18 protein-coding genes are annotated in these 21,316 nt (G+C 65.5%); 4 read left to right on the top strand and 14 right to left on the bottom strand.

Translation table 11 applies throughout. The features are described 5' to 3' along the window. Positions 1–8 precede the first annotated feature (8 nt). Genes J7396_RS02645 through J7396_RS02625 form a run of 5 tightly spaced genes read right to left on the bottom strand, consistent with a single transcriptional unit; the run spans position 9 to position 5,197 of the window. On the bottom strand, positions 9–800 hold the full coding sequence (locus J7396_RS02645; protein ID WP_014089672.1) for an SDR family oxidoreductase: 792 nt from the start codon (positions 798–800) through the stop codon (positions 9–11). Next, positions 797–2,032, bottom strand: coding sequence for an aminotransferase class V-fold PLP-dependent enzyme (locus tag J7396_RS02640; RefSeq protein WP_014089671.1), 1,236 nt, complete (start codon positions 2,030–2,032; stop codon positions 797–799). Before J7396_RS02640 ends, J7396_RS02645 begins: the two co-directional genes overlap by 4 nt. A 24-nt stretch (positions 2,033–2,056) precedes the next feature. Further along, positions 2,057–3,502, bottom strand: a complete 1,446-nt coding sequence (locus J7396_RS02635; protein WP_014089670.1) for an FAD-dependent oxidoreductase — start codon at positions 3,500–3,502, stop codon at positions 2,057–2,059. Continuing rightward, complete coding sequence (locus tag J7396_RS02630; RefSeq protein WP_267884272.1) at positions 3,499–4,614, bottom strand: tryptophan 2,3-dioxygenase family protein; 1,116 nt, start codon at positions 4,612–4,614, stop codon at positions 3,499–3,501. Before J7396_RS02630 ends, J7396_RS02635 begins: the two co-directional genes overlap by 4 nt. A 55-nt stretch (positions 4,615–4,669) precedes the next feature. Beyond that, positions 4,670–5,197, bottom strand: a complete 528-nt coding sequence (locus J7396_RS02625) for a VOC family protein (protein WP_209260913.1) — start codon at positions 5,195–5,197, stop codon at positions 4,670–4,672. 1,447 nt (positions 5,198–6,644) lie between these two features. On the opposite strand from J7396_RS02625, the gene mutS reads away from it, so the two are divergent. From mutS to katG, 3 genes are all read left to right on the top strand, one after another. After that, positions 6,645–9,200: a DNA mismatch repair protein MutS gene (gene mutS / locus J7396_RS02620; RefSeq protein WP_343237460.1), complete on the top strand. Its 2,556-nt coding sequence runs from the start codon at positions 6,645–6,647 to the stop codon at positions 9,198–9,200. 287 nt (positions 9,201–9,487) lie between these two features. Further along, positions 9,488–10,102, top strand: a complete 615-nt coding sequence (locus J7396_RS02615) for a DUF937 domain-containing protein (RefSeq protein WP_008571130.1) — start codon at positions 9,488–9,490, stop codon at positions 10,100–10,102. Between the two features lie 432 nt (positions 10,103–10,534). Next, positions 10,535–12,781: a catalase/peroxidase HPI gene (gene katG, locus J7396_RS02610; RefSeq protein ID WP_209260911.1), complete on the top strand. Its 2,247-nt coding sequence runs from the start codon at positions 10,535–10,537 to the stop codon at positions 12,779–12,781. Positions 12,782–12,904: 123 nt separating this feature from the next. Here katG and J7396_RS02605 read toward each other — a convergent pair whose 3' ends face one another. The 3 genes from J7396_RS02605 to J7396_RS02595 form a co-directional block, all read right to left on the bottom strand. Next, complete coding sequence (locus J7396_RS02605; protein ID WP_127167941.1) at positions 12,905–13,312, bottom strand: RNA-binding S4 domain-containing protein; 408 nt, start codon at positions 13,310–13,312, stop codon at positions 12,905–12,907. A gap of 224 nt (positions 13,313–13,536) precedes the next feature. Beyond that, on the bottom strand, positions 13,537–14,193 hold the full coding sequence (locus J7396_RS02600) for a glutathione S-transferase family protein (protein WP_209260910.1): 657 nt from the start codon (positions 14,191–14,193) through the stop codon (positions 13,537–13,539). Between the two features lie 58 nt (positions 14,194–14,251). Then, positions 14,252–14,947, bottom strand: a complete 696-nt coding sequence (locus J7396_RS02595; protein WP_031421633.1) for a YafY family protein — start codon at positions 14,945–14,947, stop codon at positions 14,252–14,254. Between the two features lie 398 nt (positions 14,948–15,345). On the opposite strand from J7396_RS02595, the gene J7396_RS02590 reads away from it, so the two are divergent. Beyond that, on the top strand, positions 15,346–16,839 hold the full coding sequence (locus J7396_RS02590; RefSeq protein ID WP_029818941.1) for an MATE family efflux transporter: 1,494 nt from the start codon (positions 15,346–15,348) through the stop codon (positions 16,837–16,839). A 268-nt stretch (positions 16,840–17,107) separates the two neighbouring features. Here the strand turns inward: J7396_RS02590 and rplS are convergent, their stop codons facing one another. From rplS to J7396_RS02560, 6 genes are all read right to left on the bottom strand, one after another. Beyond that, on the bottom strand, positions 17,108–17,515 hold the full coding sequence (rplS, locus tag J7396_RS02585) for a 50S ribosomal protein L19 (protein WP_003484215.1): 408 nt from the start codon (positions 17,513–17,515) through the stop codon (positions 17,108–17,110). A gap of 144 nt (positions 17,516–17,659) precedes the next feature. Next, positions 17,660–18,418: a tRNA (guanosine(37)-N1)-methyltransferase TrmD gene (trmD, locus tag J7396_RS02580; protein WP_014089658.1), complete on the bottom strand. Its 759-nt coding sequence runs from the start codon at positions 18,416–18,418 to the stop codon at positions 17,660–17,662. 65 nt (positions 18,419–18,483) lie between these two features. Further along, positions 18,484–18,996, bottom strand: coding sequence for a ribosome maturation factor RimM (gene rimM / locus J7396_RS02575; RefSeq protein ID WP_008571121.1), 513 nt, complete (start codon positions 18,994–18,996; stop codon positions 18,484–18,486). Between the two features lie 43 nt (positions 18,997–19,039). After that, complete coding sequence (gene rpsP, locus J7396_RS02570) at positions 19,040–19,297, bottom strand: 30S ribosomal protein S16 (protein WP_003484223.1); 258 nt, start codon at positions 19,295–19,297, stop codon at positions 19,040–19,042. Between the two features lie 97 nt (positions 19,298–19,394). Beyond that, on the bottom strand, positions 19,395–20,192 hold the full coding sequence (locus J7396_RS02565; protein ID WP_209260909.1) for an aminotransferase class IV family protein: 798 nt from the start codon (positions 20,190–20,192) through the stop codon (positions 19,395–19,397). Beyond that, complete coding sequence (locus tag J7396_RS02560; RefSeq protein ID WP_041469502.1) at positions 20,183–21,253, bottom strand: nitronate monooxygenase; 1,071 nt, start codon at positions 21,251–21,253, stop codon at positions 20,183–20,185. The genes J7396_RS02565 and J7396_RS02560 overlap by 10 nt, the downstream gene beginning before the upstream one ends. Between the last annotated feature and the right edge of the window lie 63 nt (positions 21,254–21,316).

Raw genomic sequence — 21,316 nt, 5'->3', positions numbered from 1 at the left:
TGCGGTCCTTATCCCATGACGGCCGGGCAGACACCCAGGCCAAGCGATGCATCGATGACGGCGCCACGCAGGATGCGCGCCTCCTCGCGACAGAGGTAGAAGCAGAGATCGGCGATCTCGCGTGGATGAATCAACCGTCCCCCCGGCAGCGAGGCTTCGAGCACCCGTCGTTGCTCGGACGACAGCGCGTTCAAGGTACTGGCCTGAAACATCGGCGTATCGGTCGCGCCTGGACAGACGGTAAAGACATCGATGCCGGTACACGCGTACGTCGCAGCCAGTTGCCGGCCCAGAAACGCCACCGCCGCCTTGCTCATGCCGTCGGCGGCACGGAAGCGTGGGAAATGTGTGATGCCGCCATCCACCGAACTCATAAACAGGATCTTCCCGTGCCCGCGCGCCTGCATGCCGGGAATCAGATCTTCGCTCAACCACAACGGCCCGAGCGTATTGACGCGGAAGAACACCTCGTCCTGTTCCTTGTGGCTTGCCGCTGCGCGCTCCACGGTCTTGGTGCCGACGCCCGCATTATGGATGACGATGTCGACAGGCTCGCGCAGGGCCTGCATGAAGTGTGCGTGGCTGTCGCGATCGCCAACATCCAGAACGCGTGCAACCACCCGATCGGCACCGATCGCCTCTACCAGCGCGCCTGCGCGCAAGCGACTGTCTTCGCCCGGCCGGTAGGTAAAGGTCACCTTGCACCCCGCATGCGCAAAGACCTTGATCAGCTCGATACCGATCCCGCCTGCGCCACCGGTGATCACGACATGCTTGTTCTCGAAGCCGGGAATGCTCATGCCAGCACTCCTTGCGTCTGGGCATCGCTTGGTGCCGCAAGGCAGTGAGCCAATGCCTCCCCCAGCCGGGCATAGTCGTCCAGGGCGTTGTAGACCTGCGCCGATAGCCGGACCAACTGCCCCGATGGCATTGCCCAGGCGGCTACTGCGACATCGATCGCGTGGGCGTCGTACAGCCGATCCTGCAGTTGGGCGGCGGTGATCGTCGGAGCTTGGCACTCCATCAGCAACGCCACCATGCTGCCCACCATCGTATCCGGGGCCACGCGCATCAACGGCAACGACTGTGCAAGACGCGCAGCTGCGCTGGTGGCCAATGCATGGTTGCGTGTGTACAGGGCGTCCAAGCCGCCAGGCAGCAGGCCGGCCAGAAACTGCAGCGCGGCGGGAATGCAAAGCAGCGCGGTCGGATCCGAAGTGCCCAGCCAGTCGAACTCGAGATGCAGACGCGGCCTACGTGTCGCCGTATCGCCGTAGCCGCGACTGATCACTGCCGGATGCAGGCCCTGCTGGCGATCGCTTCGTACATGCAGGAAACCCGCGCCGCGCGGGCTGCACAGCCATTTGTGGCAATCCCCTGCGTAGTAGGCCGCCCCAATGGCGCGAAGATCCAGCGCCAGCATGCCCGGTGCATGCGCACCGTCCACCAGCGTGTCGACCCCCATCGCGTCCAGGCGCTGCACCAATGCTGCGATCGGGAACACGATGGCGGTCGGGCTGCTGACATGGTCCAGCACCGCCAAGCGTGTCCGCGTGGTCACGCGATCGAGCACCGCATCGAGGATCTCATCGGGATGACTGACAGGCACCTGTACCCTGGCCACCACCACCACCGCCCCGGTGGAACGCGCAATGAAATCCAGCAGATTGGCACAGGACAGATAGGCGTGATCGGTGGTGAGGATCTCATCGCCCGGCACGAAGACACGCGAGCGCAGCACCGCGCTCAACGCAGTGGTGACATTGGGGACAAGAGCCAGATCCTCGGGATCGGCGCCGATCACCTCGCACAGGGCCTGACGAGCCTCGTCCAGCAACAGCGGAAGTTCGCGCAGGACAAACGCCGCGGGTTGACGTTCCATGCGCGCGCGCAGCTCGGCTTGCCGTTGCAGGACCATGACAGGACAGGCGCCCAACATGCCGTGATTGAGACAGCGCACGTCGGGATCCAACGCAAAGTAGCTCCGAAACGGGCTTGGACTGCGGTCCAGACCCCAGGTTGCTTGTTGCATGAAGAACTCCAGGTGACCCGGTCATCAGGCAGGCGGGTGGACACAGTTGGCGGAGCGGTGCCGGTCGATGAGCTGTAGCAGTGCGTCTCGGCCAGGTTGCGATGGCGGCATGGGCTGCACGCCCAATGCGCGCACGCGCGCCAGCACATCGGCCCGCGCAAAGATCGCATCGGGCGGGTCCAGCATCCCTGTCCGGCGCGCCAGTGCCTGCCAGACCACTGCGTCATGGCGCGCGGCGGCGGAGATGTGCTGCAGCGTGATCTGCCCCTGCGGCGGCGGGGATGGCGTACCGGCCCACAGCGCGCTGCGCGTACGGTCCTGCATGACGCTGTCGTCGTGCCATGGCCGAATCCACTGTTGTACGAGAGCATCGGCCTGCGCCGCGAAGCGATGCGGATCGTCCAAGCCGTCTTGCTGCACTAGATCGGCAAGCGCGAACGCATGACGCATCGCCAACGACATGCCGCGGGTATAAGTGGGATTGGTCGTGCACAACGCATCGCCAACGGCGACCACACCCAGCACCACCGGCTGCCCATCGACCATGAAGTGTCGGAAGCGGTTCTCGCAGACAGGCCAGCGCAGCACGTCCGATACCGGCTCGCAGACGCCAGGCTGCAGCCACGCTGCGATGCCGACGTGTTGCCGCGCCGCAGCGGTGAACAGCTCCGGCGCATCGAACGCATGCAGCGCCTTGTCGCCCTGCGGCACCATCAGGGTGATCGACGCGTAGCCATTGTCCGCAGGACAGACGATGCACCCGCTTGTGGCGGCATACCCGCCTGCGGAGAACCCTGCGTCAAGCCGAACCGTTGGCCGACGGATCAGGTGGTACCAGCGGGTGTAGTAGGCAAGCCCGCAGTTCTCAACTGATTCCGAGGGGGGTGCAGCACCTGCCGTGCGCAGCCACTTGCAAAGCGCGGACCCGCGGCCAAGCGCATCGATGGTCAGATCCGCGCGTACCTCGCCGTTGCCGGTCTGCACGCCGTGCACCATCGCAATCCCCTCCCCTCCAACAAGCAGCCCGCTTACCGCGGTCTGCGCGAGCACGGTGACGTTTGGCTCGGCCAGCACGATCGGCCGCAACACCGTCTCGACGAAGGCCCGACGCACCGACAACCCGAACAGGTCCGGATCGTCGCAACGCGGTGTGGCGGCAAGGCCCTGCAACTGCGCACCGAAGGGCATTTCGATGGCGCCTGCGGCGATCAATGCGCTCCACACGTCCGGCGCACGCTCTCGTAGCGTCCGCCGCCCGAGCGCGGCCAGCGCGTGCGTATGTCTGGCATGCGGCACCCCCTTGCGCCACCCATGATCGACCGACCCACCACCGGCAGCACCCGAAGGAAGCGCTGCATCAACCGCGTCCCGCTCGATCAATGTCACCCTGGCACCACTGCGCGCGAACGCCAGCGCGCTCGTCAACCCCGCGATACTGCCGCCCAGCACGGCAATGTGCTTGCCTCTCATTGGGTGACGTCCTCGCCATGCCGGACAGCATCCAGCGACGGTAGGCAGTCCTTGCGCAACAGCAGCGAACGCACGGTCCACAGGTCGGAGAACACGCGATACTGCAGCGCGGTCTGGTCCAGGTAAGCGACCCCGGGCGATCCACCGGTACCTGCACGGTGACCGATGAAGCGCTCCACCATCCGCGCATGCCGCTGGCGCCAGATCAGCATGGCCTGTTCCAGCGCGATCACGCCTTCAAGTAGCTCGCGTGGCCAGGCCATCTGCGGCAGCTCGCGATAGCTTTCCACGAAGATCATGGCCGTGCGCACCGCACGGCGTTGCGCACGCACGTGTGCCGGTGCCGGCGGATCTTCCTCTGCACGCAGGAAGGCCGCTGCACGCGCGTCTTCAAGTGCCAATCGCGAGCGTTGCTGATCGATGGCCTGCGGCGGCGTCCCGTTGTCCTGCGCCAACTTCAGGCGCCAGCGGCCTTCAGCACGCAGGGCATCGAGATAGCGCTGCGCAAACCGCTCGGCGACCGCCGGATCGGTCGATCCAGCGATCGGCAGACGTTCCAACCACGCGTACAGGCATTGTTTGAGACTGGGACCACCTGCGATCCGCGCTTCGAGACGGCGCGCCGATGCCGAAAGGGCGCCATCGGGCAGCCTGAGGGCATCCTTGAACGAGTAGCCCTGCCCGGTGGCAAGACGGTCGGAATCCTCCAGACCCAGCAACACCTCGATCTCGCGCAGCTGAGCGGACTGAAAGCCGCTGGCAGGCGCCAGACGGCCGCGGAACTCCAGGAAATCGCGCGCCGTCATGGTCTCCATCAGCTTGAAATGCAGATTGGCCTGCTCGAACACCGCCGTTGCACGGCCCAGCGAGCGAACGGCGGTGACGATACGTTCGTCGTCCGGCTGCAGTTCCTGCAGCAAGTCGCGTGTCGAGCCGAGCTCACGCAGGATGAGCTTGAACCACAACTCGTAGATCTGGTGCACTGCGATGAACAGCGCCTCGTCGTTGCCGACGGCCGTCTCGTCGTCTCCCAGCCCGCCCTGCAGCGCCAATAGTTGCTCCACCTTGATGTAGTCCCAGTAGTTCATTGCGCCACGCTCGGCTCCGGTCACTTGCACCGCGGCGCGCTCGGAACTGCCTGCTGGCCGCTGAGTGAATGCAGGGCGCTCATGCTGCGGCGCTCCTCTTCAAACGCTCCCACCTGGCAAGATTGGCGTAGGCATTTTTATGCAAGTCGCTCCAGATGCCGGTCTGGGCAATGGCCGGCTTGACCAGCAGTTCCAGTCGATGTCCGTTGGGATCCTGGAAGTACCAGGAACGCGCGAGCTCGGCATGGGTATCGTCACCGGCCACTTCATGGATCACCGGTCCCTCGACCTGAGTGCCGTGTGCGCGCAGCCTGGATGCGATCAGTTCGGCACGCGTCTCATCGCTTACCTCCAGCGCCAGATGCTGCGCCCAGTCATCGGCAACCGGCACCATTGCATCGTCGCTTCCCAGGATGTCGAAGAAGCAGATGTAACTGCCGTCTTCCATTTCGAAGAAAATATTGTTGTTGATCGGCCGTGCCCCACTCGATGGCACGTGATCGATCATGGCAGCGGCAAACTTCAAGCCGATAACCTGCGTATAGAACGCAACGGTCTCGCTGGCGTCCCTGCAGCGGTATCCGACGTGATGCAGTTTTTTCAACATGAACTAGCGCCTCTTGATTGGATGGAACCACTGCATGCAGGCATCCGTACATCACGCTGCAACCGAACGCAAAACCTGGAACCAATGGCATTGGAGAGCGGCAGCTCGCGCGCGTTCGGTCGACAAGCCTTTTGAGAAATCAGTCAATTCCCAGAGCGCAAATCTATGCCCATCGATCGCGCCGGTATGCGTAGTTGCTGCAAAAGAGTCTTGTGACGCCGCGACAAACGCCAGATGTTTTTTATTATCGAAACCGCACAATTGCGCCCGGAATTTCAATCATGGAAAGGCAACCAGTTTTTCGGAATCCAGCACGGAGCATGTTTTTTCACAATCCGCGATTGATCGCGATCACACAGGCCATTACAAAAATCCTTTCCCATCGCGAAGCAAGCGCTGCGCGTCACCAAATCGCATTCCGACGATGATCTGATAGCTGTTACGCCTGTTTACTACTAACGAAGTCGTCGAGGGTTTCGCCGTCTTTCCATGCAATAGCCAGACGCACGCTACGAAACGGCGTCGCAAGCGGCGACATCGCCGCTGCCTGACCGATGCGGCGGGCGTGTACGCATCGGTATCGCGACCCGGCAAGTCACCGCCTTGGCCCCCAATAGCCACGCAGCCCGCCAGTAGGATCTCGCTACCCATCGGCCGCGGCGTGGCCGCACGCTGGCGTCGGTGAAGCGGCACGCTTGCGGGGCGTCCGATCAGTTGGCAGCAACCGGGCGTATAAGCCATGTCGCCGACGTCGTGCCGCACTGGCCGTGCCTGTCCATGACATGCAGCCGCGTGCAGCGTGTCAGGTCGAACGCGATTGCGTCATCGTCCGTATCCGTTCACAGCGGCGGTCGGGTCAAGGCACTCAAGCGAGTCCTTCGCCGGCGCCCACATCTCGGGGCATTGCCATTGCGCCTGTCTTCGCACGCGCCGCATCGCGCGGGCGTGGAGCTTCCGCGTGCGGTCTCGTCGCCTTTTCTGCCGGGCGGCAGTTGCATGCGTCGCGACAACGGTTGGTCATCGCGTCCGCACCAGCGGATCTGCAGCAAGGACGGGCTCGCATTCCTTTAACGACGGGCCGTCCAACGATGTTCGCAGCGCGGGGGCGCGTCGACAGGGAAGCCCGTACAGCGCCCGGAGGCAGCAGCTCTGAATGCCACGCGGATGAACCGACCGAGACCGCCTTGCGCCCCAGGGATGCGGGCGCCAGGCCGCCAACGAGAGTCCAGGATCTGGCCACTACTCGGCTAAACTGACGGCTCGCAGGCTGATGGCCCCACGGCCGCCGCAGCGCCGAGAGGGCGGGCACCATCGCAGCGTCACTCGCGCAGTGTCCCCCCATCGTGTTTGCGCCAACTCGCCCCGATTCTGGAAGACCTTCTTGCAAAGCTCCAACGCCAAAGACACCTCCAAGCCCAGCACGTGTACTCCCGAGCACACGCCGCTGATGAAGCAATTCTTCGCAGCCAAATCGGATTACCCCGACCTGCTGCTGTTCTTCCGCATGGGCGATTTCTACGAGCTGTTCTACGACGACGCGCGCAAGGCCGCGCGGCTGCTCGACATCACCCTGACCCAGCGCGGTAGCTCCGGCGGTGCGCCGATTCCCATGGCCGGGGTGCCGGTGCATGCGTATGAAGGCTATCTGGCGCGCTTGGTGGCACTGGGCGAGTCGGTGGCGATCTGCGAGCAGATCGGCGACCCGGCGCTGGCCAAGGGGCTGGTCGAGCGCAAGGTGGTGCGGATCGTCACGCCAGGCACGGTCACCGACGAGGCGCTGCTGGACGAGCGTCGTGACACCTTGTTGATGGCGATTTCGCGCAGCAAACACGGCTACGGCCTGGCCTGGGCCGATCTGGCCGGCGGGCGCTTCTTGGTCAACGAAGTGGACAGCGCCGATGCGCTGGAAGCGGAAATCGCGCGCCTGGAACCGGCCGAGCTGTTGGTGCCCGACGAAGACAACTGGCCGGACTTCCTGCGCGGGCGCATTGGCGTGCGGCGGCGGCCGCCGTGGTTGTTCGATGCCGACAGCGGCCGGCGTCAGCTGCTGGCGTTCTTCAAGCTGCACGATCTGTCCGGCTTCGGCATCGACGACAAACCCTGCGCCACGGCCGCCGCCGGCGCGCTGCTGGGCTATGTCGAAGAAACCCAGAAACAGCGCCTGCCGCATCTGACCTCGATCGCGATGGAAGTGGCCAGCGAGGCCATCTCGATGAACGCGGCCACGCGCCGGCATCTGGAGCTGGACACGCGTGTGGATGGCGACACCCGCAACACCTTGCTCGGCGTGCTGGACAGCACCGTCACGCCGATGGGTGGGCGTCTGCTCCGGCGCTGGCTGCACCGTCCGCTGCGCCTGCGCGATGTGCTGGTGCAGCGCCACCATGCGGTCGGCACGCTGATCGATGCAGGTGCCGATGCCGATCTGCGCGAAGCCTTCCGTGCGCTCGGCGATCTGGAACGCATCCTCACCCGCGTAGCGCTGCGCTCGGCGCGGCCGCGCGATTTTTCCACCTTGCGCGATGGCCTGGCGCTGTTGCCGAAGGTGCGCACGATCCTGGCACCGTTGGATTCGCCGCGCCTGCAGACGCTGCATGCCGAACTCGGCGAGCACGATGCCACCGCGCATCTGTTGATCAGCGCAGTGGCCGAGACGCCGCCGCTCAAGCTCAACGACGGTGGCGTGATCGCCACCGGCTACGACGCCGAGCTGGATGAGTTGCGCCGCCTGTCCACCAATGCCGATCAATTCCTGATCGACCTGGAACAACGCGAGCGCGCCAGCAGCGGCATCGCCACGCTCAAGGTCGGCTACAACCGCGTGCACGGCTACTACATCGAGATCAGCAAGGGCCAGGCCGAGAAAGCCCCGTTGCACTACAGCCGCCGGCAGACGTTGACCAACGCCGAACGCTACATCACCGAAGAACTCAAGAGTTTCGAAGACAAGGTGCTGTCCGCGCGCGAGCGTTCGCTATCGCGCGAAAAACTGCTGTACGAAGGTCTGCTCGACGCACTCGGCACCGAGCTGGAAAGTCTCAAGCGCTGCGCGGGTGCCTTGAGCGAACTGGATGTCCTGGCCGGCTTTGCAGAACGCGCGCAGGCGCTGGATTGGTCGCAGCCGGAACTCGATCATGCGCCGTGCCTGCGCATCGAACGCGGCCGTCACCCGGTCGTGGAGGCGGTACGCGAGCAACCGTTCGAGCCCAACGATCTGGACCTGCACAGCGATCGCCGCATGCTGGTAATCACCGGCCCGAACATGGGCGGTAAATCGACCTACATGCGGCAGAACGCGCTGATCGTGTTGTTGGCGCATATCGGCAGCTATGTGCCGGCCAGCCGTGCGGTGATCGGGCCGATCGACCGCATCCTCACCCGCATCGGCGCCGGCGACGACCTGGCGCGCGGGCAATCCACCTTCATGGTGGAAATGGCCGAAACCAGCTACATCCTGCATCACGCCACGCCGCAATCGTTGGTGCTGATGGACGAGATCGGCCGCGGCACCTCCACCTACGATGGCCTGGCACTGGCCGATGCCGTCGCGCGCCATCTGGCGCAGACCAACCGCTGCTACACGCTGTTTGCCACGCATTATTTCGAGCTCACCGCGCTGGCCGACGAATCGCATGCCGGTGGCACCAGCGGCATCGCCAACGTGCATCTGGATGCGGTCGAACACGGCGAGCGCCTGGTGTTCATGCACGCAGTGAAAGATGGCCCGGCCAATCGCAGTTTCGGCCTGCAGGTGGCGGCGCTGGCCGGCCTGCCCAAGGCGGCAGTGACGCAGGCGCGGCGGCGGCTGGTGGAACTGGAACAACGCGGCGGCGAAAGCCACAGCGCGCAGATGGCGCCCACCGCGCTGGATGCGCCACAACAGTTCGGGCTGTTCACCGCACCCTCCTCCGCTGCACAGGAAGCCTTGCAGGCGCTGGACCCGGATGAGCTCACTCCCAAGCAGGCGCTGGAGGCGCTGTATCGGTTGAAGGCGTTGCTTTGAGGTGCCGGGATTGGGGAGTCGGGATTTGGGATTCGTAGGAGCGGGGCTGCATGGCTGACGTTTGCTGCGCGTGCGGATGCTTTGCCATGCGGGAATTGGTGATCGGCTTGATGCTGTTTTGCGGAGGTTTGTTAGCAGAATTTGGAAGCCGTCGAGGCATGGTTGCGTGATTGCGATGTCCTGCATCGCGCCGTGCGTAACGCGCGGCGTGTGCTTGCCGCCGGATTGATCTGTCGGCGCGACGGGCGCACCCTGCCGCAACGCTTCGCCAGACAGGAAACCTTCCGATGACCATGTCCGCTTCGTTGACCGATCAACTTGCCGCGCAATTGCAGGGCCCGCAGCTGCAGCAACTCGCCGGCCGCCTGGGCATTGCGCCTGAGCAGGCGCAGTCGGCAGTGCAGGCCGCGCTGCCGTTGCTGATGGGTGCGCTGGGCCGCAATAGCCAGCAGGCCGGTGGCACCGACGCGTTGCTGGGCGCACTGCAACGCGACCATGCTGCCAGCCCGGACCTGGGCAGCTTGCTCGGCTCGTTGTTGGGCGGCTCGGCCACCGGTGCGCAGGGCAACGGTGCCGGCATCGTCGGCCATCTGTTCGGCGACAAGGCGCCGCAGGCCGCTGCCGGCCTGGGCCAGGCCACCGGGCTGGAGACCAGCAAGGCCAGTCAGCTGTTGCAGTTGCTTGCCCCGATCGTGATGGCATATCTGGCCAAGCGCTTTCTGGGCGGCGATGCCACAGCCAGCAGCCAGCTCGGGCCTGCGCTGGCACAGGAACATCAGCAGGTGCGCAGCCATCCCGGCGCCGGCCGGTTACTGACCAGCGTGCTGGACCAGGACGGCGACGGGCAGCTGGGCCTGGGCGACGTCATGAAGCTGGGCGGCAGCCTGTTCGGCAAACGCTGAGCCGGCAGGCCAACCGGGCGGCCGCCTCTGTTGCAGATGCGGATGACGGCCTGCAACCCCCATGCAATAGGCGTGCGGCACGCCGGTCGGGCACCGGCGTGCTATCCATAGTGGCACGCTATCGATATGGTTGAATAATTCGAATTCACCAAATGATCGATGCTCCTTATCGTGTGCGCAACGCCGCCATGATGAGCCCGCCTGATGCGCGTCCTTGCGATCTCCGCCCGCTCCCGGTCGACCTATTCCGGGCCTTCCAGGCAGGCGCTAGCATCGACGAACGCAGCGGCCACGTCAGACCGGTATCGCTCGTACCTTCCCGCAATCCCGATGACCCAGCCTTAAGCCCCGTCCGCCACTTCGACTCCAACAGCACGTGTCTGCAACCTTCGGCACGCAGCTCCCCAAGTGCTCCCGCACACAGGTATTGCCATGACCACCGAAGCAAAGTGCCCGTTCAACCACGCCGTCGTCGGTACCGGAACCACCAATCGCGATTGGTGGCCCAAGCAGCTGCGCGTGGATCTGCTCAGCCAGCATTCGAGCAAATCCAACCCGCTGGGCCAGTCGTTCAACTATGCCGACGCATTCAAGCGCCTGGACCTGCAGGCGCTCAAGCGGGACCTGCATGCGTTGATGACCGATTCGCAGGACTGGTGGCCGGCCGACTTCGGCCATTACGGCCCGCTGTTCGTGCGCATGGCCTGGCATAGCGCCGGCACCTATCGCATCGGCGATGGACGTGGCGGTGGCGGACGTGGGCAGCAACGCTTCGCCCCGCTCAACAGCTGGCCGGACAACGTCAGCCTGGACAAGGCGCGTCGCCTGCTGTGGCCGATCAAGCAGAAGTACGGCCAGGCCATTTCCTGGGCCGACCTGATGATTCTCACCGGCAACGTCGCGCTGGAATCGATGGGCTTGAAGACCTTCGGTTTCGCCGGTGGCCGCGAAGATACCTGGGAGCCGGATCAGGACCTGTACTGGGGTCGCGAAACCAAGTGGCTGGGTGGCGACGACCGCTACTCGCGCGGTTCGCCGGGCGTGGACGAAGCGCACGGGGTGCTGGTGAAGGACGACGACAGCCAGGTGCCGCATACCCGCGACCTGGAAAACCCGCTGGCCGCAGTGCAGATGGGCCTGATCTACGTCAATCCGGAAGGCCCGGACGGCAACCCCGACCCGATCGCCTCCGCGCGCGACATCCGCGACACCTTCGCGCGCATGGCCATGAACGATGAAGAGACCGTGGCGCTGATCGCCGGCGGCCACACCTTCGGCAAGACCCACGGTGCCGGCCCGGCCGACAACGTGGGTGCCGAACCCGAAGCCGGCGAGCTGGAAAGCCAGGGCTTGGGCTGGCACAACCGCTATGGAAGCGGCAAGGGCGCCGACACCATCACCAGCGGCCTGGAAGTGACCTGGACCACCACACCGGCGCAGTGGAGCAACGATTACTTCGACCATCTGTTCGGTTTCGAGTGGGAGCTGAGCAAGAGCCCGGCCGGCGCGCACCAATGGGTGGCCAAGAACGCCGACGCCATCATTCCCGATGCGCACGACGCCTCCAGGAAGCATCGCCCGACGATGCTGACCACCGATCTGGCGCTGCGCTTTGACCCGGCGTACGAAGCCATCTCGCGGCGTTTCCAGCAGCATCCCGAACAATTCGCCGATGCCTTCGCACGCGCCTGGTTCAAGCTCACCCACCGCGACATGGGCCCGCGCTCGCGCTACCTGGGCGCTGACGTGCCTGCTGAAGAGTTGGTGTGGCAGGACCCGGTGCCGGCGGTCGATCACCCACTGGTCGATGCGCAGGACGCCGCCGCGCTCAAGCAGGCCATCCTGGCCTCGGGCCTGAGCGTGGCGCACCTGGTATCCACTGCGTGGGCGTCGGCCTCCACGTTCCGCGGCTCGGACAAGCGTGGCGGCGCCAACGGTGCGCGCATCCGCCTGGCCCCGCAGAAGGATTGGCAGGCCAATCAGCCCGAGCAACTGGCCAAGGTGCTCGCAACGCTGGAACGCATCCAGGCCGACTTCAACGCTGCGCAATCGGGTGGCAAGAAGATCTCGCTGGCCGACCTGATCGTGCTGGCCGGTAACGCCGCAGTGGAACATGCAGCGCAAGCCGCCGGCCACCAGGTCACCGTGCCGTTCGCACCCGGCCGTACCGATGCGTCGCAGCAACAGACCGATGTGGAATCCTTCGCCGTGCTCGAACCGGTGGCCGATGGCTTCCGCAACTTCGCCAAGCGTCGCTACGCAGTGCCGGCCGAAGCGCTGCTGATCGACAAGGCCCAGCTGCTCACCCTCACCGCGCCGGAGCTGACCGTGCTGGTCGGCGGCCTGCGCGTGCTGGGCGCCAATGTCGGCGACTCGAAGCATGGTGTGTTCACCAGCCGTCCCGGTGTGTTGAGCAATGACTTCTTCGCCAACCTGCTCGACATGCGCACCGAGTGGAAGGCCACCTCGGAGGCGAAGGACGAGTACGAAGGCCGCGACCGCAGCACCGGCGAACTTCGCTGGACCGGCACGCGCGTGGACCTGGTGTTCGGCTCCAACTCCATCCTGCGTGCGGTGGCCGAGGTCTACGCCAGCGCCGATGCGCAGGAGAAGTTCGTGCACGACTTCGTTGCCGCCTGGACCAAGGTAATGCAGCTGGATCGTTTCGATCTGGCCTAAGCGTGCTCACTCTCACGCACCTGCCAACACGCAGGTGCGTGTGCCACCTAATGCAAACGCCCCGAATCGCCGGGGCGTTTGCATTTGCGGGTCGATTGCATGACAGCCTGCGCCGACAGCGCGCTACAACGCGTCGATATCGCCCAATGCCGTGATCAGGCGGCGCGCACGCTTGTCCGGTTTACCCTCGGGCGCACGGTAACCGGTGCGCTCGGCCGCGCGCTGCAGGCGCCATTGCGCGCGGGCCTCGCGCGAACTGTCGGTTTCGATGTAAAGCGCCTGTGCGACCGGGGCCGGGCCGCGCACATCGCTGAGCGCGGCAACGGTGATCTCGAAGATTTCGCCGCCGCGGTCGATACGCAGTTGTTCGCCGCTGCGCAGCGCACGCGACGGCTTGGGACGCTGGCCGGCCACGTCGACCTTGCCGGTCTCCACTGCATTCTTGGCCAGGCTGCGCGTCTTGAAAAAGCGCGCTGCCCACAGCCAGACATCCAGCCTGACCGTCATCGCCTGTTCCAGCTCTAGATTCATTCGTCTCGCGGTCTCGTGTCGTGCGTTGGCTCGCGCAGCACGCCTTGCATGCGTGCAAGCGCTGCGATCTTGCGCAAACGCCGGCTCGCTTGCCGGCGCCTTCGGCGACGATGGCGTGCGCCACACCCGATGTTTGGGCAACGACTGCGGAACTCAAGCGGGCAGAACCAGGTGCGGCCTGGTCCGCACCGCAGGGCAGCACCGCCAGCGGACCGTCGCCGCCGCTAGGTGTTCGTCGTGTCCACGGTGCGCGGCATGTCCGGGTTCGGATGCGCCGCAATCAACGCATCGTCGGCAGCGTTGGCACGCAGTGCCGCAGGTCGGGCGGCATGCCGTTGCGCGAAGGCAGTAAACGCAGGCCGCGGCTCCAGCATGCCGGTACGCGTGTAGAAACCCACCACCGCCGCCATGTACAGGTCGGCCGCGCTGAAGCACGCGCCGGCCAGGTATTCGCGGCCCGCGATGGCCTGTTCCAGGGTCTGCAGAAGGTCCGCTTCGTGGCCGTAGCCGGCGCTGCGTGCCGGTGCCAGCACGCCGCTTTCCTTCGCGGTCAGCAGCGCCTCCACTGGGCCGGCCAGGAAAAACAGCCAGCGGTAATAATCGGCGCGCGCCGGCGATCCCGGCGGCGGCGCCAGATGCCGCTCCGGCACCAGGTCGGCCAGGTAGGCACAGATCGCCGCGTTCTCGGTGACGACCGTCTCGCCATGGCGCAGCGCCGGCACCTTGCCCATCGGGTTGATCGCCAGATAGTCCGGCGCCTTCATCGTGGTGCCGTAGTCGAGGATGACCGCCTGGTACGGCAGGCCGGTCTCCTCCAGCATCCAGCGGGCGACACGGCCGCGTGACAACGGGTGGGTGTAGAGCACGATCTCGGTGGACATGAGCAGACTTTCCTGGTGGACAGCCTGCAGTCTGGTCCTGCCCTGCTGACAGGTGCTGTCAGCAGTCGGCTCCGTAGCCGGTCGCCGCGCGCCAGCGCTTGATCAGCAGATGCCGGCGCGAGGGATAGCGTTCGCCATCGTCGGCCAGGGCCAGCACCCGGTCGGCGCGGAAATGGCGGAAATCGCCGCGCAGTTCGCACCACGCGGCGATCATGCCGTAGCCGCCAAGAAAGGCCATCGCGAACGGCCAGACCCGCCGTTGCGAGGCAGCGCCTTCGGCATCGGCATAGTCCATCCGCAGCACGTGTTCGAGCCGGATGCCGCGACGCAGGATCGGCAGCCACGGTGCGGGCGGTTGCGCGGCATCGGCCGCAGGCACCAGCAGCCCGCTGGTCTCGATCGATGCGCGCAGATTGCCGGGCAGCGTGGCGGTGATGCGCGCTACCGCACGCTGCGCCGCCTGCGCCAGTTCCGGATCGGCCTGGCGCGCCACCCAGCGCGCGCCCAGGGTCAAGGCCTCCAGTTCGTCCTCGGTGAAATTCAGTGCCGGCAGCAGGAAGCCTGGACGCAACACATAGCCGACGCCGGGATCGCCGAGGATGTCGGCGCCCTGCGCGCGCAAGGTGGCGATATCGCGATACAGCGTACGCAGGCTGACGCCCAGCGCAGTGGCGAGCTGCGCACCGGCCACGGGCCGACGCCGTCCGCGCAGGGCGTCGAGCAGATGCAGCAAACGGGTCGCACGGATCACCATCGCGACAGCATAGTGGGCTTTGCGTCCTTGCTGCCTTGGGCAGCATAGCGATCCTGCATTCGGTTCTTAGACGAACGGACGCACCAATAGGAATCCAACCGCGATGCAGCGATCGGCCGGCGCATCAGCAGGCCAGCTGTCGAACACGTCCGACCTGGCTGCGCCCCAGCCGACGCGCACTCCCCCATCCTCGCCAGGCTGCACCTGCCGCGTTGCCTATGCGGGCGCAAGCCTGCGGCAACTTCGCATGCCGCCGCCAGACAAAATGCGCAGCGTGCTCCACGATCAGCGCGCCCCACGCCGCCTCGCCGCCTCGCCGCCTCGCCGCAAGTGCGCTGCATCCGGGCTCACCTGGGCAATGCTAGTGTGCGCACCTTCTGCGCGACGATACGACTGCGATGCCCAAATCCGCTGTCCTGACCGAAGGCCCGATCGGCAAGAACCTGCTGTTGTTCGCGCTGCCGATCATGGCCGGCAACATCGCCCAGTCGCTCAACGGCTCGATCAACGCGATCTGGATCGGCCGCTATCTCGGCGAAGAAGCGCTGACCGCGGCGGCCAATGCCAACAGCATCATGTTCTTCCTGATCGGCTCGGTGTTCGGCATCGGCATGGCCTCGACCATCCTGATCGGCCAGGCGATGGGCGCACGCGATATCGCCCAAGCGCGCAAAGTGATGGGCACCAGCGCAAGCTTCTTCGGCGGGCTGTCGGCCGTGATTGCCGTGCTCGGCTGGTACCTGGCGCCGCATCTGCTGACCGCCATGGGCACGCCCGCCGCCTCGCAAACGCTGGCCGAAGACTATCTGCGGGTGATCTTCCTGGCGATGCCCACGCTGTATCTGTTCGCCTTCCTGTCGGCGGCCTTGCGCGGCACCGGCGATGCGCGCACGCCGTTCCGTTTCCTGTTGCTGTCGGTGCTGCTGGATATCGTGTTCAACCCGCTGCTGTTGTTCGGCATCGGCCCGTTTCCGGCATTGGGCATTGCCGGTGCGGCCTGGGCCACGTTGATCGCGCAGGTCGTCGCACTGGCCGGGTTGCTGGTGTATCTGCGCAACAAACGCCATGTCTTGTGGCTGGGCCGGAGCGACTTGCGCCTGTTTCGCATCGACCCAGCCATCCTGCGCGCGTTGATCGTCAAAGGCGTGCCGATGGGCCTGCAGATGGTGATGATCTCGCTGTCGATGATCGCCATGTTGTCGCTGGTCAATGGCTTCGGCACCGAAACCGCTGCGGCATTCGGCGCAGGATTGCAGCTATGGAACTATGTGCAGATGCCGGCCATGGCGGTGGGCGCCGCTTGTTCGTCGATGGCCGCGCAGAATGTGGGCGCCGGCCTGTGGCCACGCGTGGATGCGGTCGCACGTACCGGCATCGCCGCCAATTTCCTGATGACGGGCCTGCTGATCGTGCTGCTGATCCTGTTCGATCGCTGGACCCTGGCCCTGTTCCTGCCCGAAGGCAGCGCTACGCTGGAGGTTGCGCGGCACCTCAACCACATCGCGATCTGGTCGTTCCTGCTGTTCGGTGTCAGCTTCGTGGTCTCGGGCGTGGTACGCGCCACCGGTGCAGTGATTCCGCCGTTGTTGATCCTGGCGTTTTCGCTGTGGGGCGTGCGCGTGCCGTTGGCCAACGCGCTGCTGCCGCATCTGGGCGCCGATGCGGTGTGGTGGAGCTTTCCGATCAGTTCGGCCTGTTCGATGCTGCTGTCGCTGGCGTATTACCGCTGGGGCGGCTGGCGCAAGGCGCGCATGCTGACCGCACCCGCGCATCCGTCGGAGCTTGCGGCTGCAGCGGAAGTGCCCGCGCATCCGGCCTCACCGGTCGCCGACCCGGCCCCGCTCACCGACGCACCAGGCGCGCAGCAAGTACCGCGGACACCGCAGCGTTAGTTACGTTGGCGGCAGGCGTACCGCCGGCTCCGCAGCCATCCCGGGCGCATGCGCTTGGAACCGTCATGGGATCAGGGTAGCCAGCCTCCGTATCTCGACCACCCGCGATCGAGAACACGGGGTTGCTGAAGAATTCCCGCAAGGCCCAGTGTGCATCATGCGTGGATGCCGCAACCGGACAGGCATTCCCAAAAACCATTCCCACAAACGCAAACAGCCGCCCGAAGGCGGCTGTTTGGCAGTGGCGGGACAGGCCCGCCAATGTGGCTTACTCGGCCTTGGCAGCAGCCTGGCGAGCGGCCTTGGCCTGCGCAGCGGCGGCCAGATCTTCCTTGATGCGGGCAGCCTTGCCTTCCAGACCACGCAGGTAGTACAGCTTACCGGCGCGCACCTTACCGCGACGCTTCACTTCGACCGAGTCGATGATGGCGCTATGGGTCTGGAACACGCGCTCGACGCCGAAGCCGTGCGAGATCTTGCGCACGGTGAAGGAGGAGTTCAGGCCGGCATTCTTGGTCCCGATCACCACGCCCTCATAGGCCTGCACGCGCTCGCGGTTGCCTTCCTTCACCTTGACGTTCACCACAACGGTGTCGCCCTGGTTGAATTCCGGCAGCTTGCGCTGGATCTGGGCGGCTTCGAAGTCAGCCAGGATGGTCTTGTTGAGTTTGCTCATGGTGGGCACCGCGTGTCTGGTGATATTGGACCGGCAGTCGCCGCACGGCGATTGCTCGAGGTTCGTAGGAGGCCAGACGCAAGGCTGGCCAGCAAGCCGCATATTGTACCCCAATCAATCTTGCAAGAGCTAGGGGTGAGCCCTTTATTTCTCGTCGTCCGGGGCGAGTTCGCGGCGAAACTCGTCCAGCAGACGGCGATCGTTCTTCTCCAGCCCCGCCTCGTCGAGCAGGTCCGGGCGGCGCAGCCAGGTCCGGCCCAGCGATTGCTTCCGGCGCCAGCGCGCAATTGCCGCATGGTTGCCCGAACGCAATACATCGGGCACATCGCCCCATGCATGGGTCGCCGGATGGCTGTAATGGGGGCAATCGAGCAGGCCTTGCGGGCCTTCGAAACTGTCCTGGGCGGCAGATTCGGCATCGTTCAATACGCCGTCCTGCAACCGCGCCACCACGTCCACGACAACCGCTGCACCCAATTCACCGCCGGACAATACGTAATCGCCGATGGAGATTTCCATCTCCACCGCCTGCGCCAGAAAGCGCTCGTCCACGCCTTCATAGCGGCCGCACAACAACACCATGCGCGGCAACTGCGCCAACTCGCGTGCGAGCGCCTGCGTGAGCGGACGCCCCTGCGGGCTGAGGTAGATCACGGGCGCTGGCCGCGTATCTGCGGCCTGCACCGTCTCCAGACAGGCCCGCAACGGCTCGATCAGCATCACCATGCCGGGCCCGCCACCGAACGGACGGTCGTCCACGCGGCGATAGTTGCCCTGCGCATGCTCGCGCGGATTCCAGCCCTGCAATTCCAGCAAGCCGCGCTCCTGCGCACGCCCGACCACGCCGAACGCCGCGCATTGCGCGATGAACTCGGGAAACAGGCTGATGACGTCGATGCGCACTGGAGAATCGGGAGTCGAATTGGGGAATGGGTAGAGTCAAGCGCAGCGCCGAAGCACCGCTTTGATCAGAAATCCGGATCCCAGTCCACCACGATCAGGTTGGCGTCGAAGTCGACCGACTTGACGAAATCCGGGAACACAAACGGAATCATCCGCTCGCGATCGCCACGCACCACCACCACGTCGTTGGAGCCGGTGGAGAACAAGTGCGAGACCGTGCCCAGCTTGACGCCTTCGACGGTTTCCACCTGCAACTCTTCCAGGTCCACCCAGTAATATTCGTCGGGCTTGGGCGGCGGCAACGCACTGCGCGCGACGTAGATTTCAGTCCCGTGCATGGCTTCGACCGTGTCGCGGTCGGTGACGCCGGGGAACACCGCAATCAGATTCTTGCCCTGATCGCGCCCACGCACGCCGCTGACCACCGACTCCTGTCCGGATGGCGCGCGCACGATCCACGGCTGGTACCGGAAGATGGCGGTTCGTGGCTCGGTCCAGGATTCGAGCTTCAGCTCACCCTTGACACCAAAAGCGCCGACAATCCTGCCTAACAGGATGCGGCGCTCGGTCTGCTTCATCTGCGTCGACTCTGGGCCAGGTGGCGACACCCGGCCCTCAAGATCAGGCCGCAGCGGCCTGAGACTTGGCTTCGCGATACAGGTTACGCACCTTGTCGGTCAGCTGCGCGCCGTTGCCGACCCAATGGTCGACGCGTGCGACGTCCAGCACGATGCGCGGCTCTGCGCCCTGGGCAACCGGGTTGTAGTAACCCAGGCGCTCGATGTTGCGGCCGTCGCGCGCGCTGCGCACGTCGGTCACGATGATGTGGTAGAACGGACGCTTCTTGGCGCCGCCGCGGGTCAGTCGGATCTTGACCATGGTGTTGTTTTCCTGAGTTGCCCAGTCGCCAGAGTGGCGCGGTAAGCCGACGATTATAGCGGGCTCCGGCGGCGAAGCCAAGTCACCCCTGAACCGCTCAGATCGCTTGCCAGGCCTGGGTTTGCAGGGCCTGCTCCAGAATTGCCAGCTGGGCGGCGGCGTCCGGCCACTGCACAGACCCGACCGCCGCCAACGCCTGTTGCCCACGCGCATTGCAGCTGAAGCCGCCATCGAAACCGTGGAGTTCGTCCAGCGTGACGGGGCGCGTGTCCTGCTCGACGCCAATCGCTTGCAGCCCGGCCTGCAGCAGCCGCTGCCGGGTGCCGGGCAAGGCCGGCCCCCGTGGCCACACGACCCTGCCCTGCTGCCACAGGCCCAGATTCCAGAATGCCCCCTCCACTAGCCGGCCTTGCGGATCGATCAGCAGCGCGTCGTCGAACCCGGCAAGCATTGCCTGACGGCGCAGTTGCAGCAGCGCAAAGGTGCCGACGTGCTTTAACAGCGGCTGCTCGCGCACGTAGCAGGCCGGCTGCGCGCGCACAGCAGTTGCTGGCATCTGCGCAGCGGGCGAGAGCGCGATCAACACATCCAGTGCAACGACGCGCGCTGGATCGCGCAGGTCGAAATCCTGCGAAAACACCGTGATGCGCACGCTCGCATCGGCACTGCCGGCAACCGACAGTGCGGCCCGCAACTGCGCGCGGATGGCCTCAATATCGACGGCAGCACCAAACAGGGCTGCGCTGTCGTGCTGCAGCCGTTGCAGATGCAGGTCCAGCCCAAGCGCAGCGTTGTTGCGCACCTGCAGCGTGGTGAAGTGGCCGTAATTGTTCAACGCCGCGGCACTGAGCTGCTGCGCGGTGGCGGCCATGCCATTGCAGAAGATCAACGGCACAACAGCGCCTGCGCCTGTTCCCACCACTGCGTCACGACATGCGCAGCCGGCTGTGCAGGCGCCATCCAGGCGGATTGGCCGGCCCAGGCCTGCATCGCATCCAGACGGTTATCGCGCGCGGCCGCCTGGCGCATCGGCGCGGTGAGCCCGCGCTGCACCGGGTACGGCGCGGGTGGCGGTGCGTCTGCAGCGCTTGCTGCACTGACATACGCTGTGGTCAGCGCGCGCCCCAACCGGCCCGAGAATGCACGGGTTGGCTGGGTGTGCTCCGGCTCTGCCTGAGATAACGCGTCGGCCCAGGCGCTCGGCAATGCAGCTTCGGGCGTGCGTAGCAAGCCGGTGCCGATCTGTACCGCGCTTGCGCCCAAGGTCAGCGCTGCCGCGATGCCGCGCGCATCGGCGATGCCGCCGGCCGCGATGACCGGGACATCGAGACGATCGACCAGACGCGGCAACAGCGCCAACAGCCCGGTCATCTGCTGCGCTGCGCGGCCGGCCTCGAACGCACCGCGATGACCCCCGGCCTCGGCCCCTTGCGCAACCACTGCATCGGCGCCTGCTGCCTGCGCCGCAAGGGCTTCGTCCAAGGTGGTCGCGCAGGCGAACCAGGCGATCCCGGCATTCTTGAGACGCTCCACCTGATCGGGCCGAAAGACACCCATGATCGATGAGGCAACTGCTGGCCGCGCAGCGAGCAAGGCATCCAATTGCGCATCGAAATCGGCAGGTGTCGCATCGCCCGCTGTCTCCGCCACCGGTGGCCCCCACTGCGCAAGAAACGCGCGCAGCCGCGCCTCGGTGGCCGCATCGCGTGCAGGTGCCGGGTCGGGAATCCAAAGATTGATCTGCGCAGGCCCTGCGCTGGCCTCACGGAATGCCGCCATCCACGCCACGATGTCGTGCGGCTGCGATAACACCGCACCCATCGCGCCCATGCCACCGGCGTTGGCAACCGCCGCCGACAACGGCACCGGGCAGGCGCCGGCCATGGGACTGAGCAGGATCGGCAAGCGCAGCCCAAAGCGCTGCTGGAAGGCATCGACGTTGGAAAACCTGGTCATCAATCACTTCGCACACCATGAGATTGCGCATGGTAACCGCGATGGAGAAACGCTGATGCCGGC

This window comes from Xanthomonas sp. A1809 (assembly GCF_017746015.1).
Lineage (GTDB): Bacteria > Pseudomonadota > Gammaproteobacteria > Xanthomonadales > Xanthomonadaceae > Xanthomonas > Xanthomonas euvesicatoria.
Note: the sequence above shows the minus strand (reverse complement) of the source record. Positions and strands in the feature narration are given on the sequence as shown.

What these genes read in the sequence shown, in the direction of transcription:
- J7396_RS02645 (WP_014089672.1), bottom strand. Translation starts at nt 800, where the DNA reads ATGAGCATTCCCGGCTTCGAGAACAAGCATGTCGTGATCACCGGTGGC.
- J7396_RS02640 (WP_014089671.1), bottom strand. Translation starts at nt 2,032, where the DNA reads ATGCAACAAGCAACCTGGGGTCTGGACCGCAGTCCAAGCCCGTTTCGG.
- J7396_RS02635 (WP_014089670.1), bottom strand. Translation starts at nt 3,502, where the DNA reads ATGAGAGGCAAGCACATTGCCGTGCTGGGCGGCAGTATCGCGGGGTTG.
- J7396_RS02625 (WP_209260913.1), bottom strand. Translation starts at nt 5,197, where the DNA reads ATGTTGAAAAAACTGCATCACGTCGGATACCGCTGCAGGGACGCCAGC.
- mutS (WP_343237460.1), top strand. Translation starts at nt 6,645, where the DNA reads ATGAAGCAATTCTTCGCAGCCAAATCGGATTACCCCGACCTGCTGCTG.
- J7396_RS02615 (WP_008571130.1), top strand. Translation starts at nt 9,488, where the DNA reads ATGACCATGTCCGCTTCGTTGACCGATCAACTTGCCGCGCAATTGCAG.
- katG (WP_209260911.1), top strand. Translation starts at nt 10,535, where the DNA reads ATGACCACCGAAGCAAAGTGCCCGTTCAACCACGCCGTCGTCGGTACC.
- J7396_RS02605 (WP_127167941.1), bottom strand. Translation starts at nt 13,312, where the DNA reads ATGAATCTAGAGCTGGAACAGGCGATGACGGTCAGGCTGGATGTCTGG.
- J7396_RS02600 (WP_209260910.1), bottom strand. Translation starts at nt 14,193, where the DNA reads ATGTCCACCGAGATCGTGCTCTACACCCACCCGTTGTCACGCGGCCGT.
- J7396_RS02595 (WP_031421633.1), bottom strand. Translation starts at nt 14,947, where the DNA reads ATGGTGATCCGTGCGACCCGTTTGCTGCATCTGCTCGACGCCCTGCGC.
- J7396_RS02590 (WP_029818941.1), top strand. Translation starts at nt 15,346, where the DNA reads ATGCCCAAATCCGCTGTCCTGACCGAAGGCCCGATCGGCAAGAACCTG.
- rplS (WP_003484215.1), bottom strand. Translation starts at nt 17,515, where the DNA reads ATGAGCAAACTCAACAAGACCATCCTGGCTGACTTCGAAGCCGCCCAG.
- rimM (WP_008571121.1), bottom strand. Translation starts at nt 18,996, where the DNA reads ATGAAGCAGACCGAGCGCCGCATCCTGTTAGGCAGGATTGTCGGCGCT.
- rpsP (WP_003484223.1), bottom strand. Translation starts at nt 19,297, where the DNA reads ATGGTCAAGATCCGACTGACCCGCGGCGGCGCCAAGAAGCGTCCGTTC.
- J7396_RS02560 (WP_041469502.1), bottom strand. Translation starts at nt 21,253, where the DNA reads ATGACCAGGTTTTCCAACGTCGATGCCTTCCAGCAGCGCTTTGGGCTG.